Origin of the sequence: Amycolatopsis sp. BJA-103 (assembly GCF_002849735.1) — a bacterium.
GTDB lineage: Bacteria > Actinomycetota > Actinomycetes > Mycobacteriales > Pseudonocardiaceae > Amycolatopsis.
The window spans coordinates 8,307,080-8,320,748 of sequence record NZ_CP017780.1 but is presented as its reverse complement, the minus strand read 5'-3'; the positions used below and the strand labels follow the sequence as shown (position 1 = coordinate 8,320,748).

The following is a 13,669-nucleotide window of genomic DNA, read 5'->3' as shown; positions in this document are numbered from 1 at the left end:
CTCCTAGGAGGCGGAGTTCGCGCGGGCCTCGACGGCGCCGCGATACCAGTACTCGAGGGTCAAGATGTGCCAGAGATGCTTGGACCGGTCCTGCTGCCCGGACGCGTCTTCGTCGACGAGCCGTTGCAGGGCCTCACGACGGAGGAACCCGGCCTTCACCAATTCACCTTCGTTCGTCACCTCGCGCACCAACGGCGCGAGGTCGCGGCTCATCCAAGCCCGCAGCGGTGCGCTGAACAGGCCCTTCGGCCGGTGCACGATCTCGGCGGGGAGGATCGACAGCGCCGCTTCCTTGAGCGCCATCTTCCCTTGGCGCTTCACGATCTTCTTGTCGCCGGGGATCCGGAACGCGGCCTTCACGACCTCGATGTCGACGAACGGCGTCCGCACCTCGGTGGAGGCCGCCATGCTGGACCGGTCGGTGTAGGCGAGGTTCAGTCCCGGCAGGAAGAGCCGGGAGTCGGCGAGGCACATGCGGTTCACGAAGTCGGTCAACGTGTTGTCGTGATAGGTGTCCGCGTGCTCGGTGATCACGTCGTCGACGGCGCCGGCGAGATCCGGGTTCAGCAGCCCGGCGAGCTCGGCCTGGTCGTACATCGTGTAGCTGCGCCGGAACGCGGTCTCCTCCGGCAGTTCCGCGAACGAGAGGAACCGCTTGGCGAACCGGACCGAACGGAACCCGCGCTTCGACGTCGCCACCGGTAGTCTGTCCACAAGGGACTCGACCGGGCGGCGGACGAGTCCGGGGACCCGCTGATACTGCACGGCGATCTTGTTCGCGAGATGCTTGCGGTACCCGGCGAACAGCTCGTCGGCGCCCATCCCCGAAAGCATCACCTTGACACCCGCCTCGCGGGCGGCGGTGCAGATCAGGTAGCTGTTGATCGCCGCCGGATCGCCGATCGGCTCGTCGAGGTGGTAGGTCATCCGCGGCAGCAGGTCGAGGACCTGCGGCGCGATCTCGATCTCGTGCAGGTCGACGCCGAACTTCGCGGCGACCTTCTTCGCGTACATGAGGTCGTCCGGCATCGCCTCGAACTTCGCGTCCTCGGCCCGGAAACCGATGGTGTACGCGGAGATCCCCGGCTGTTCGCGCGCGGCGATCGCGGTCAGGTAGCTGGAGTCGAGGCCACCGGAGAGGAACGTCGCCACCGGCACGTCGGCCATCAGGTGCTTGCGCGTGGAGTCCTCGATGACGGCGTTGAGGTCGAATTCACCCTCGAAGGCGGCGCCTTCCTCGGCGACCTGGCGCAGCGACCAGAAGGTGCCGCGTTCGACGTCACCGTTCGGCCGGAAGCGCGCCCAGCTGCCCGGCGGCAGCTTCTCGGCCTCGCTGAACGCGCACCGGCCGTCCGGAACCCAGTAATAGAGCAGGGAAGCGACGAGCGCGGTGTCGTCGACGGTCAGCGAGCCGCCGAGTTCGGAGGCCAAGGCCTTCAGCTCGGAGGCGAACGCGACGCCCTTGCCGCGGCGGACCAGGAACAGCGGTTTGATGCCGAGCTGGTCTCGCACCAGGGTCAAGGCGCCGGTGCGCTCGTCGAAGACACCGAACGCGAACATGCCACGCAGCCGGTGCAGGCCGTCGGTGCCCCACGCGCGCCAGGCTTCCAGCAGGACCTCGGTGTCGGACGTCCCCCGGAACCGCACGCCGGTGGCTTCGAGCTCCTTGCGCAGCTCCGGCGAGTTGTACAGCTCGCCGTTGTAGGTCAGCGCGAGACCGTCCTTGACCATCGGCTGCGCGCCGGTGTCGGTCAGGTCGACGATCGACAGCCGCCGGTGTCCTAAGTGGACATCCCCCTCACCGGCGCGGTGGTCGTATCGCCCCGAACCGTCCGGTCCGCGATGGGCGATGATCTTGGTGAGCCGATCGGTGAGCGGTCCCCCGTCCGGCCAGAAATAGGCCCCTGCGATGCCGCACATCTGCTTTCGCTCCCTATAGCGCTTCGGCGTTATCCGGTGAAACGGGCGAGAATCGTTTGGTCGGCTGATCCGCGTTGTCGTGGTCTTCGGGCCGCTTGTACGGCGTCGGAGGCCTTCGTCGCGCGCTCTTCTTCTCCCGTGGCGGCTCCAGGACCCGCTCGACGGTGCGTTCGGCGTCCGTCTCGACCGGCGCGACCCTCGAGAGCCGCCGCACGGGGGCGTCCTCGTCGGGGAACATCTCGACCGGTTTCGGCGCGGGCCTGGCGACCCGCTCGGGCACGACCTTGCGCTCGGGCATCGGCATGCGTTCCGGCACGACCGGGCGGGCGCGCGCCACCGGCCGCGCGGGCACGGGCAGCGGCTCCGGCAGCGCACTGCCGCGTCCGCGCAACGCGGTGTGCAGGCCGTCCCACAACGTTCCGTCGGTGTGGTCGCGCGGATCGGGATCCACCACCACGACACCGAGGATCGGGATGCGCCGGTCGGCCAGCTGGCGCGCGACGGTGTGCAGCCATTCGGTGTTCGCGTGCCCGGTGCGGACGACGAGGATCGCCTCCTCGCCGAGGAATTCCAGGTCCGTCCACGCCGTGCCGGGCTCGATCGAGCCGACGCCGATCCGGCGTTCCTTACCGGCCGACGGCGCGTCGCCGCGGTCGAGCACCTGGATCGGGCCGTCACCCGCCAGCTCGCGGAGGTTCGCCTTCGGCAGGTCGTCGACGAGCGAGACCGGCCCCTTCTCCGCCAGCTCGCGTGCCATGTCGACGGCGAGCGCGGCGGTGACCGTGCGGGCGCCGAGATCGAGCACCGACACCGAACCGCCCTCCTTGCGGACGGCCCGGACCAGCGTCGCCGCGACCCGCTTGCGCCGGGCGGCCGCGCGCGAGGCCCGCAGGAACCGCGGCGGTTTCGGCAGCTGCGCGATGACCGAGGCGCCGAGGTGCCGCGAGATCTCGCGGCGCAGCACCGGCCGGTCCTTCACCACGCTGGTGACGGCCGCGAGCGCCAGCCCGGCCAGCAGTCCCAGCGCGAGGCCGATCCCGGCGTCGGTGGCGAGGGTCTTGAGCAGCGAACGCGGCAGGATCCGCGGCGCGTCCACGATCTGCGTCCCGGCGGCGACCTTCGGCGTGCCGATGCCCGCCTCCTGCGCGCGGCCGTCGTAGTCGGAGATCTTCGAGTTCAGCTCGGCCCGGCGCGAGTAGAACCGCTCCAGCTGGGCCGGGTTGGCGTTGCGGCCCTTGGCCTCTTCGGTGACGATCCCGCTTTCGATCGTCGTGAGCTCGTTCTGGGCCTGGTTACGCTGATCCAGCAAGGCTTTCTGAGTCGCCGCCGCGGCCGCTTGGTTGCGGGCGATGTACTCGGTGATGAAGGCGTCGGAGATCGCCTGGGCCCTGGCGAGGGCCTCGTCCTTGCTCTTCCCCTTGACCGTCAGCTGGAGGACGTTGTTCGTCAGCCCCAGCCCTTCGTAGTCCTTGAGGAACTCCTCCGGCGCCTGAGTGCTGTTCAGCTTCTTGAGCGCCTCGTTGGCGATCTTCGTCGTCTGGAGCACGGCGACGTCGGTCCGCATCAGCGTTCCGCTGTCGGTCGGCGAGTCGTCGGGGTGGATCACCAGGATCTGCGCCACCGCGGTGGGCGGCGACGGCAGGAACATCGCGACCAGCCCGCCGGCGATCAGCCCCAGCAGGGCGGTGGCCAGCCACAGGCGGCGGCGTCTGCGGACCGAGACGACCAGCCGCTGCAGGTCGATGAGCGGCTCGGACTTCGCTTTTTCGGCGCTGGTCACGCTGTACCTGCCAGTGCTTCGTGGTCGGTGGGGGTGGGTGCGCCGGAGCGGGTGCGGGTCGGCCGGACCGGGCGGGTCAGCACGGCACCGACGACGGCCAGACCGGCGTCGGCGACGGCTTCGGCGATCCCGATCAGCTCCCAGTCGGACCGGGAGCCGAGGCTCGACACGACGAGGACCCCTTCGGCGTCGGTGTCTTCGATGACGGGCCGGTTCGGGGACACCGTCACCACGGTGAACCAGCGGTCGGCGAGACCGGCGATCCGCTCGGCGGCCGCCTGCCCGGCGTGGTCACCGTCGGCGGTCAGCACGAGCAGCCGCCGGTGCGGGAGCCGCGAGACCAAGCGTCGGTAGTGGACGTCGTTGTCGACCTCGTCGGCGAAGACGTCGACCCGCGGGGTGTTCCATGGCCTGTCGTCGCCGAGGAGCTTGGCCCGCAGGGTGGTCGCGGCGGGCCGCTCGTCCACGACGTCGAAGGTGGCCAGCACCGGGCCGCCGAGCGCCGCGGCGATCTCCTCCTCGTCCCGCAGCCGCCGGTCGGTGCGGGCGGTGAAGAGGTGCCCGAACAGGCCGATCAGGAAGAACAGCGCCGCGCCGCCGAGGGCGAGCTGCGGCAAGGTCGGCGCCGCGGCAGCGGACGGCAACTCGGCCGAACCCAGGACGACCATGTTGCCGAGGCCGCTCGCGGTGTCGGCCGCGTTCAGGCTGGACATCGCCGACTCGATCGACGAGCGCAGGCCTTGCAGTTCGGTGCGGAGCTGGACGCTCTCCACCGTCGTCTTGCCTTCGTTGACCTTCGCGGAGAGCTCGCTGATCCGCTGGTTCGTCTGCGCGACCTGCTGCCGCAGCGTCTCGCGGCGTTCCTGCGCCAGCTGGACCGCGGCGTCGCCGGAACCGGCGATGATCTGGGTGGAGTACTTCACGAACTCACTCGCGAGCTGATCGGCCATCCGCTGCGTCTGTTCGGCGGTGTCACCGGTGGCCTCGATGGTGATGACATTGCCCTGTGCGACCGAAGTGGCCACCTTGTCCCGCAGATCGGCGCCGGTCTCGCCGTCACCGAGGACGGCGGCGGCCCGGTCGAGCACGACCGAACTGGTCGCCACCTCGGCCTGGGTGAGCAGTTCGTCCGCCTCGCGCGGGCCCTGGAGCAGCACGCTGGACGTGGTGCGGTAGCCGGGGGAAAGGATCACCGACGATCCCGCCCCGACCAGGGCACCGAGGACGGCGAGGACCACCAGGGTCCGCCACCGCCCTCGCAGAACCTGTCCGATCATGGACAGGCGCACCGTGTCGTCAGTCAAAGCCGGGATCTCCCATCGGTGCCTGGCACCGCCGCAGATGGCGTATCACCAACCCCGTCGGACCGACCACGGCGTTGGTTACAGGATTGCCCGAGTCTTGTTCAAAACGCGACCGGGAAGTCGATCAACGGATCGCGGCCGCGTAGGCCGCGAGCAGGGCTTTCTGGGAGTTCTCCCAAGAGAGCGGACCGGCGACGCGCGCCCGCCCCAGCTCACCCATCTCGGCCCGCTGTTCCGGCGAGTCGAGCAGATGCGCGATCAACTTCGCGAACTCCGGCTCGTCGTTCGCCGGTGCGTACAGCGCGGCCTCTCCGGCCGAGACCCGGGCCTCCCGCAGTTCGAAGGAGACGATCGGGCGGCTCATCGCCATGTACTCCATGATCTTGTTCATGGTCGACACGTCGTTGAGCGGGTTCAGGGGGTCCGGCGACAGGCACACGTCGGCCGAGGACAGGTAGCGCAGCAGGTCCTCGTCGGAGATCCGGCCGGTGAACTCGACCTGGTCGTCGAGCTTCAGTTCCTTGGACAGCGCGATCATGGCGTCGAAGGCGTCGCCGGAACCGATGAACACGGCGTGCCAGTCGGTGCGTCCGACCTCGTCACGCAGGGACGCGAGCGCGCGCAGTGCGTAGTCGACGCCGTCCTGCGGGCCCATCACGCCGAGGTACGCCAGCAGGTGCGGCTTGCCCTTCTTCAGCTCGGGCTCGGCCGGGACCATGTGGAACCGCTCGACCACGGGCGCGCTGCGCACGACGAAGACGTCGTCCGGCGACTTGCCGCCGCGCTTCACCGCGACGTCCTTGTAGCTCTCGTTGGTCGCGATGACGACGTTCGCCGTCTTGTAGGTGCGGCGCTCCAGCGCGCAGACCGCGCGGTAGAGGAAGTCCTCGCCGCGGTTGAACCGCGAGAGGTACAGCTCGGGGCAGAGGTCGTGCTGGTCGAAGATGAACTTCGCGCCCTGGCGTTTGAGGTAGAGCGCGACCAGGAACAGCATGTCCGGCGGGTTGCACGCGTGCACGACGTCCACCCGGCCGACCTTGCGGGCGAGGCGGAGCGTGTGCCACAGCGCGGAGCCGTACTCCTGGACATACCCGGCCGGACCGCCGGTGGCGGCCTTCAGCGGGTATCGCAGGATGTGGACGCCGTCGATGGTGACTTCGGCCTCGGTGTCCCGCTTCGTCCCTTGTGGACAGATGACGTGGACTTCCCAGCCGGCGTCACGGAGCGTTTGGCACTCCTGCCAGACACGGCGATCGAAGGGGACGGAAAGGTTCTCGACGAGGATGAGAGCTTTACCAGGCAAGACCGACATATCCCTCTTCAGCCCGGCGCTTGTCAGCATCGGGTACGCGGACGAGATCGATGATGGTGTGGCCGCCGCCGACCGGATGCGCCGCGAGGACGTCCGGGTCGTTGCAGCCGATGAGGGAGACCTCGGCGTGGTCGAGGACCTCGTCGATGGAGCCGGCCAGCAGCTGACCGAGATGCGGCAGCCTGCCCTCGATGTACTCGCGGTTCGCGCCCATCAGCCGCGAAAGGCTGACGTTGGCGTCGTAGATGCGGAGGTCGTACCCCTTGCCGAGCAGGCGCTCCGCGAGCTCGACGAGCGGGCTCTCGCGAAGGTCGTCGGTGCCGGGTTTGAAGGACAGGCCGAACAGCCCGACCTTGCGTTTCCCGGTGCGCACGACCAGGTCGAAGGCGCGCTGAAGGTGTTCGTCGTTGGAGGGCAGCACGTGCGACAGGATCGGGACCGCGACGTCCGCGCGGTGCGCGGCGTAGACCAGGCCGCGCAGATCCTTGGGGAGGCACGAGCCGCCGAAGGCGAACCCGGGGCGGAGGTAGGCGGGGCTGATGTTGAGCTTGCGATCGGCGAGGAAGACGTCGATCACCTGGTGCGAGTCGAGCCCCAAGGCGCGGCAGATGGCGCCGAGCTCGTTCGCGAAGCCGATCTTGAGCCCGTGGAAGGAGTTGTCGGCGTACTTCGTCATCTCGGCGACCGGGATCGCGACGCGGAAGACCTCGCCGGGAAGCCCCTCGTAGAGCGCCGCGACGACGTCGCCGCTGGCCGCGTCGAGCTGGCCGATGACGGTCTTGGGCGGGTCGTAGAAGTCCTTGACGCTGCTGCCCTCGCGCAGGAACTCGGGGTTCACCGCGACCCCGAAGTCGACGCCGGCGGTGAGGCCGGACGACTTCTCGAGGATGGGGACCAGCAGGTCGAGGCAGGTGCCCGGCAGCATGGTGCTGCGGAAGACGACGGTGTGGCGCTCGGTCTTGGCCTTGAGCGCCTCGCCGATCTCCTCGGCCACGCGCTCCAGGAACGCCGTCGACAGGCTGCCGTTCGGCGCCGACGGGGTACCGACGCAGATCAGGGAGACTTCGCTGTCCGCGATCGCCTGTCTGACGTCGGTGGTCGCTCTCAGCGCGCCGCTGGCGACGACCTCCGCGGTCAGCTCGCCGATGCGCTCCTCGACCACCGGCGCCTTGCCGCTGGAAATGAGGTCGATCTTCACCGGGTTCACGTCGACCCCGACGACCTCGTGCCCACGCCCCGCCAGGCACGCCGCCGACACACAACCGACGTAACCGAGCCCGAAGACACTGATCTTCATGACGAATTCCTCCAGCCGCATTCCGCTGCCCGTTGGTCGGCTGGAGGACCGGGTTCGTTACCGCCGTCCGCAAGTCGCCTGCTTTTGGCGGAATGCCTGTGCGGCAAGGGAATTACTCATCGTTCGAAGACCCGGAAACGCTACAGGACGGGCGTAAGGGTTTCGTCTCGATTGGCGGCGGCGGCCGGGTTGACGACTCGGGTGTCGCGAAAGCCACTTTCGCGACGTCTGATGTCCCGAAAGTGGCTTTCGCGACACAGCCTGCGGCTTTCACTCGCACCCGGAATCCAGTAGGTGCCCAAGACATTCCCGGCTCTGATCCGATCGCCACTCACGACCCACCCGACCGGCCGCCCATCGTCGCCCTCCTGGCCCAGCCGTTGGTTATCTCCTGGCCAACCGGACATCTCGGCCTCTAGGTTCGATCTGGTCAACAAGGAACGCCGTGGGGGTGGCCGTCGCGAGGACGGACCGCGTATCCACCTGTCTCCAGGGGGAAAACCGATGCGAAGAACCCTGTCCGGAAGATCGGTCCGCGCGCTCGGAGCGCTGACCGTGGCCTTCACGCTCACCGGGACGCTGGCCGCCGCGCCGGCGTTCGCCGAGCCGGGCCCGAATCTCAAGATCACCGCGGTGGCCACCGAAGGTCGCTGGCTGCGCGGGGACACGATCCCGATCGACCTCCGGGTCACCAACGCGGGCGATGCCCCGGCGACCGACGTCCGGGCGCAAGCAGACCTGCTGTCCGGCCCCTACTTCAGCTTCGACTGGGACTCCTGGGGCGATCTGCGCTTCGATGGTCCCGGAACGTCCGTCCAGCCGGGCGAAAGCCGCACTTACCGCCTGACCGGCCGGGTCTGGGTCACCGACGCGGGTAACCCGCTGGTTCGGATCAGCGTGCAAGCCGCGGCCGACACCGATCTCGCGGACAACACCGTCGACGTTCCGGTGGCACTGGTCCCGCTGGACACCACCGAGCGGGTCGCGGGTCAGGTCTACGGCGACGGGAACGGCGACGGCGTGGCCGGTCCCGGCGAAGGATTCGCCGGGATCACGGTCCGGGTGGAGTCATTCGACATGCCGAACGAGCTGGTCACGGTCACCGATCCGGACGGTCGCTTCTCCTTCGACGCGGTTCCGGTCGGCCCCGCGCGGTCGCTGCGCATCCAAGACGGCCCCAGCGGCTGGTTCTTGCCTTCGCTCCAGATGCTGCGCCTGGACGGAGGCGGCGGGAACCAGGCCGTGAGCATTCGAGGCGTCCGTCCGCTCACCGAGTCACTCCGGGCGAACATCGAACTCGACAAGGCGACTTACGCGATCGGCGAGACCGCCACGGCCACCGTCACGGTGACGAACAAGGGCACCCGCCCGCTCTCCGGTCTCTACGCGACCTGCGACGACCCCCGCGGCCTCGGCAACAACCTCGAGATCCCGCAGGACCAGTGGGGCGCGTTCGGCCCCTCGCGGAGCGGGGCGCTGGCCGTGGGCGAAAGCAAGGTCTTCACCTTCTCCGGCAAGGTTCCGGACAACGCGATCGATTTCGGCAGGACCTTCCTCGAGTGCGAGTTCAGCGGCACGACCGAGCTCTCCGGTCCGCGGGTGTCCGCCGAAGGCAAGGTGCCGGGGAAGCGCGGCGACATCCACGGCCAGGCCTGGGTGGACCGGAACGAGAACGGGAGCCTCGACGCCGGCGAAGGGCTGGCCGACACGACCGTCGCCCTGCACACCTTCACAGCCGACGAGCAGCTGGTTTCCGTCGCACAGACGGACGCCAACGGTTTCGCCACCTTCACCGACGTCCCTGTCGGCGAGTACCTGCTCCGTCCGGCCGCTCCGTGGAGAGCGGCCGGTGACCCCGCCGTCCATCACTACGCCCCGCCCTACGACACCGCGTACCGGATCAAGGTGACCTCGGGCTGACCCCTGAACGACACAGCGGCCCCGGAGCGGATTCCGCTCCGGGGCCGTTGCCGTACAACGACTTCCTTCGAGTTCTCGAAGCAGGCGCAGATCACCGCGCGCGAGCGTCTCGATCTCTCGTACACGTCCGAAACGCCCTCGGGGTTGCCTTTCGGTAACGCCGGAATGTTCCGTACTGGTCAATCGGGCGACGCGGCTTTTAGGTTGGTTTCGGCATTGTCGAGTACCTGGGGGAAACACCGATGCGAAGAATCCTGCCCGAAAGATCGATCCGCGCCCTCGGCGCGCTGACGGTGGCCTTGACGCTGGCCGGGCTGGTCACCGCGGCACCCGCGCACGCCGCGGCCGGGCCTGATCTGCGGGTGACGGCGACGGCCGGTCAGGGGCGCTGGCTGCCGAACGACGAAATTCCCCTCGACGTGACGATCACCAACGTCGGCGACACGAAGGCAGAGGGGGTCAAGGGCGAGGTCTGGATGTTCTCCGGACCGTACTTCGCCGTCCGGCCGGACGCCTGGGGGGATCTCTACAACCGGGGAGCCGGGACCTCCTTCGCCCCGGGGGAAAGCCGGACCTACCGACTGCGCGGCACGGTCAGCACCCTCGCCCAGGGCGACCCCGTGTTCCGCGTCCGGGTGATCGGATCGGCCGAAGCCGATGAGTCGGACAACGATCCCGAGGTCACGGTGGGCCTGGTTCCCGCGGGCACCACCGACCGGGTCGCGGGGCACCTCTACGGCGACGCCGACCACAACGGACTTCCCTCCCCCGGCGAAGACCTGGCCGGAGTGGAGATCCGCCTGCGCTCCGGGGGGCCGGGAGTGATCGAGCGGGTCGCGACCACCGACGGATCCGGCCGGTTCACATTCGACGCGGTCCCCGTCGATCGCTACTACTCCGTGAACTTCGACAGCTTCCCCGAAGGCTGGGTCAACCCGGGCTTCGGACCACTGCGGGTCGACGGGGCAGGACAGCACACCGCACTCGAGATCCGGGCCGGGCGGCCGCTGACCGACTCGCTTCAGGCGAGCGCGCGCCTCGACAAGCCGAGCTACGCCGTGGGCGGGATCGCCACGGGGACCGTCACCGTCACCAACATCAGCGACCGGCGGCTCACCGGCCTCTGGGCAGGCTGCGATCCCGCAGGCGAAGGAGTCCATCTCGAAATGCCTTCAGGGCAGTGGGGTGACTTCGACCCGGCCAAGCAGGCAGGCGTGCTGGCGCCGGGCCAGCGTGTGGAATTCAAGGTGTCGGGCAAGGTGCCGCACAAGTCGGGCTACACCGGCCGAGCCCACCTCACCTGCTACATCGCGTCGGGGGCCGACACCTCCGGCCCGCTCGCGCAGGCCGCGGGCAAGGTGCCCGGCAAGCGCGTGGACGAACGCGGACAGCTCTGGACGGACAAGAACGGCAACGGCAGGCCGGACACCGGCGAAGGGGTCCCGAACACGACGGTCACCCTCGTCACGGAGGACAACAAGCTGGTCTCGCTGACCCGGACCGACGCCACCGGCTTCGCGACCTTCCCCCAGGTCGGTGTCGGCGTCTATCGGCTGCGGGTGGCCGGGCAGTGGCGGACCGTCGGCGACACGACCGCCTACGTCATCGCACCGCCCTATCGCCTCGGCGATTGGTACCAGCAGGTCGTACCGGGCTGATCCCCTGAACGACACGACGGCCCCGGCGCGATTCGCGCCGGGGCCGTTGCCGTACAACGACTTCCGCTACCCCTGGACGAACTTCGCCGCCAGGCCCTCCCCCACGGAGGTCGACTTTCCGTTGTCCTCGATCGGCGACACCTTCGAGTTCTTGAAGCAGATATAGGTCACGCCCGAGTCGACGCCGCCGTTCGCCGGGTCCGGGTTGATGCCCAGCGCCTTCGCGGCCGCGTAGGACGCTTCACCGATGATGTCGTTCGGGCCGGTGTCACCGATGACGGCGTAGAGCACCTTGTTGTTGTAGATCACCGCGCACGAGCCGGCGCCCTTGAGCCCGGAGTTCCCGAAGTTCCACGTGCTGCTGACGCTCGGCACGACGACGTAGGGCGTCTGGTCGGCGATCAGCGCTTTGCCGTCGGAGCGCGGGAACGCCGTGCCGTCCTGGAACCACGGGTCGGTGTTCTCGTTGCACCGCGCGGTCGGCTGCCCGTCGCAGTCGATGTCCATGTCGGCCTTCCAGAACACGGCGCCGCCCGCGTCGCAGACCGCGATGGTCCGGCCGGTTTCGTCGTCGGTCTTGTACTTGCCGTTCGAGACCTGTTTGCAACCGGTCGTCTTCGCCAGCAACTGCTGCGCGGTCGGGCCCGCCTGGATGGCGGCCGGAGCCGTCGAAGCCACGGCCGTCGCCGCGGGGGCCAGTCCTGCGGCCACCACCATCGCCGAGAACAGGAGCAACTTCCGCATACCGTGCACCCCTTAGTTAATAAGGCTTCTTTATCGAGGGTGCCCAGGATGCAGTCGTCAGTGGCCGGACTCAAGGGCCGGCGGGGTGTTGTTTTCCCACTGCACAACGAAAAACGGTCAAAAGCGGACAAGCCTGGAGACTCGCGCCATCACCCGTCCCGCTCGGCGGTACAGGCCGTCCCGGTCACCGAGCACGCCGTCGATCCACTCCTGGTCGACGTCGTACCTGATCTTCGTCCGCGGTCGCACCAGGCCGTCGCGTGACGCCACGCCACCTTCCGTGGTGTAGATCCTCGTCGCGCCGGAACGCCGGAGCCTGCTGAGCACCCGCCGGTCGTACGCGCCGAAGGGCGGCACATAGGCGCGGACGGGCTTCCCGCTCAGGTCGGCGAGCAGCTTCGGCGCCGTCTCCAGTTCGCGCCGGGCGTGCCTGTCGTCGAGCCGCCGCCAATCGCGGTGCTCCCAGCCGTGCGAGCCGATCGACATCCCCGCCTCGACCAGCTCGCGCAGGCCGTTCGCGTCGAGGAAGCCCCGCTGGCCGATCCGGCCTGCCAGTGGGAAGAACTCCGCCGTGAGATCGCGCTCCACCAGTCTGGGGAGCGCGATCTCGACGTCAGAAGAGTTGCCGTCGTCGAAGGTGAGCCCGACGTCTTCCCGTCCGGCCACCGAGTCGAGCACCCGCTCGAACTGCTCGACCGTCACCCAGGTTTCGTTTTCGCCTGGATCCAGCGCGCGCACGGGTCTGCCCACGCCGCCAATCGCCAGGATCACCATCCGCGCCTCATTCGGGACCGAGTGTGTTTCCCGATTAATCGAGTTGGCGAATGGAGTAGTTACATGATCGAGCAAGATGTCCACGAACGGATTACTTGCGGATCTCCAGGGTGCAGCACTTCGGGCCGCCGCCCGCCTTCCTGAGCTCGGAGATGTCCAGGAAGACGACCTCGTAGCCGCGTTCGGTCAGCCGCGCGGCCAAACCGGTCGCTTCGAGCGGCAGGACGACGTTGCGGCCGTCGGACACCCCGTTCAGGCCGAAACACTCCGCGTCGGCCCGGTCCGCGATTACCGCGTCCGGGAACATCCGCGCCAGCACCTTCCGCGACCCGGCCGAGAACGCCTCCGGGTAGTAGGCGATCTGGGCGGGCGTGGCGTCGGTGGCCTCGGTGAGCACGAACAGCGCGGTGTCGAGGTGGTAGTAGCTCGGGTCGATCAGCCGCAGCGAGACGACCGGGACGCCAAGGACCTCTTGCGCTTCGGCGTGCGCGGCCGGGTCGGTCCGGAAACCGGTGCCGGCGAGCAGGACCTTGCCGGTCCAGGCGAAGTCGCCTTCGGCCTCGTTGATCTTCTCGGGCATGGTGATGTCGCGGTAGCCGTGCTCCACGAACCAGCGGCGGAAGTGCTCGGCCTCGGCGGTGCGCTGCGGGGCGCGGAACCGGGAGCCGAGGACCCGGCCGTCGACGACGGTGCCGGAGTTCGCGGCGAACACCATGTCGGGCAGGCCGGGCTGGGCGTCGATCTCCTCGACCGTGTGGCCGAGGCGTCGGTAGGTGTCACGGAGTTCGGTCCATTGCGCCATCGCGGCGTCGACACTGACCGGGACGGACGGGTCCATCCACGGGTTGATGACGTAATCCACCGCGAAGTACCGCGGCGGGCACATGAGGTAGCGGCGCGTCGTGGGCACACGGGGCTGCTCTAGTACCGGCATACACGAAGGGTAAGGCTCACCTAATT

The 13,669-nt window shown here is 68.8% G+C and carries 10 protein-coding genes; 2 read left to right on the top strand and 8 right to left on the bottom strand.

Translation table 11 applies throughout. The features are described 5' to 3' along the window. Positions 1 to 3: 3 nt before the first annotated feature. From asnB to BKN51_RS37475, 5 genes are all read right to left on the bottom strand, one after another. Positions 4 to 1,920 (bottom strand): asparagine synthase (glutamine-hydrolyzing), encoded by a 1,917-nt coding sequence (asnB, locus tag BKN51_RS37495; RefSeq protein ID WP_101612083.1) that lies wholly within the window; start codon positions 1,918 to 1,920, stop codon positions 4 to 6. A gap of 13 nt (positions 1,921 to 1,933) precedes the next feature. Further along, positions 1,934 to 3,700, bottom strand: coding sequence for a Wzz/FepE/Etk N-terminal domain-containing protein (locus BKN51_RS37490; protein WP_101612082.1), 1,767 nt, complete (start codon positions 3,698 to 3,700; stop codon positions 1,934 to 1,936). Then, positions 3,697 to 4,977, bottom strand: coding sequence for an exopolysaccharide biosynthesis protein (locus BKN51_RS37485; RefSeq protein WP_101613692.1), 1,281 nt, complete (start codon positions 4,975 to 4,977; stop codon positions 3,697 to 3,699). Before BKN51_RS37485 ends, BKN51_RS37490 begins: the two co-directional genes overlap by 4 nt. A 151-nt stretch (positions 4,978 to 5,128) precedes the next feature. Next, a complete protein-coding gene (locus BKN51_RS37480) occupies positions 5,129 to 6,316 on the bottom strand; it encodes a glycosyltransferase family 4 protein (RefSeq protein ID WP_101612081.1) in 1,188 nt (395 codons plus the stop codon). Further along, on the bottom strand, positions 6,297 to 7,613 hold the full coding sequence (locus BKN51_RS37475) for a nucleotide sugar dehydrogenase (protein WP_101613690.1): 1,317 nt from the start codon (positions 7,611 to 7,613) through the stop codon (positions 6,297 to 6,299). Before BKN51_RS37475 ends, BKN51_RS37480 begins: the two co-directional genes overlap by 20 nt. A gap of 504 nt (positions 7,614 to 8,117) precedes the next feature. Here BKN51_RS37475 and BKN51_RS37470 point away from each other — a divergent pair. Next, positions 8,118 to 9,533, top strand: a complete 1,416-nt coding sequence (locus tag BKN51_RS37470; protein ID WP_233223083.1) for an SdrD B-like domain-containing protein — start codon at positions 8,118 to 8,120, stop codon at positions 9,531 to 9,533. A gap of 242 nt (positions 9,534 to 9,775) precedes the next feature. After that, on the top strand, positions 9,776 to 11,191 hold the full coding sequence (locus tag BKN51_RS37465; protein ID WP_101612080.1) for an SdrD B-like domain-containing protein: 1,416 nt from the start codon (positions 9,776 to 9,778) through the stop codon (positions 11,189 to 11,191). 66 nt (positions 11,192 to 11,257) lie between these two features. Here the strand turns inward: BKN51_RS37465 and BKN51_RS37460 are convergent, their stop codons facing one another. The 3 genes from BKN51_RS37460 to ddaH all read right to left on the bottom strand — a co-directional run bounded on the left by BKN51_RS37460 (position 11,258) and on the right by ddaH (position 13,643). Next, on the bottom strand, positions 11,258 to 11,935 hold the full coding sequence (locus BKN51_RS37460; protein WP_101612079.1) for a glycoside hydrolase family 75 protein: 678 nt from the start codon (positions 11,933 to 11,935) through the stop codon (positions 11,258 to 11,260). A gap of 117 nt (positions 11,936 to 12,052) precedes the next feature. Next, a complete protein-coding gene (locus tag BKN51_RS37455; RefSeq protein WP_101612078.1) occupies positions 12,053 to 12,709 on the bottom strand; it encodes a polysaccharide deacetylase family protein in 657 nt (218 codons plus the stop codon). Between the two features lie 91 nt (positions 12,710 to 12,800). Continuing rightward, positions 12,801 to 13,643 carry a dimethylargininase gene (ddaH, locus tag BKN51_RS37450; protein ID WP_174720504.1) on the bottom strand — a complete coding sequence of 281 codons (843 nt, stop codon included), beginning with the start codon at positions 13,641 to 13,643 and terminating at the stop codon, positions 12,801 to 12,803. Between the last annotated feature and the right edge of the window lie 26 nt (positions 13,644 to 13,669).

Bases quoted from the DNA above. Each gene is read 5' to 3' on its own strand.
- BKN51_RS37480 (WP_101612081.1), bottom strand. From the start codon at position 6,316: ATGTCGGTCTTGCCTGGTAAAGCTCTCATCCTCGTCGAGAACCTTTCC.
- BKN51_RS37455 (WP_101612078.1), bottom strand. From the start codon at position 12,709: ATGGTGATCCTGGCGATTGGCGGCGTGGGCAGACCCGTGCGCGCGCTG.
- BKN51_RS37475 (WP_101613690.1), bottom strand. From the start codon at position 7,613: ATGAAGATCAGTGTCTTCGGGCTCGGTTACGTCGGTTGTGTGTCGGCG.
- ddaH (WP_174720504.1), bottom strand. From the start codon at position 13,643: ATGCCGGTACTAGAGCAGCCCCGTGTGCCCACGACGCGCCGCTACCTC.
- BKN51_RS37470 (WP_233223083.1), top strand. From the start codon at position 8,118: ATGCGAAGAACCCTGTCCGGAAGATCGGTCCGCGCGCTCGGAGCGCTG.
- BKN51_RS37460 (WP_101612079.1), bottom strand. From the start codon at position 11,935: ATGCGGAAGTTGCTCCTGTTCTCGGCGATGGTGGTGGCCGCAGGACTG.
- BKN51_RS37465 (WP_101612080.1), top strand. From the start codon at position 9,776: ATGCGAAGAATCCTGCCCGAAAGATCGATCCGCGCCCTCGGCGCGCTG.
- BKN51_RS37485 (WP_101613692.1), bottom strand. From the start codon at position 4,977: ATGATCGGACAGGTTCTGCGAGGGCGGTGGCGGACCCTGGTGGTCCTC.
- asnB (WP_101612083.1), bottom strand. From the start codon at position 1,920: ATGTGCGGCATCGCAGGGGCCTATTTCTGGCCGGACGGGGGACCGCTC.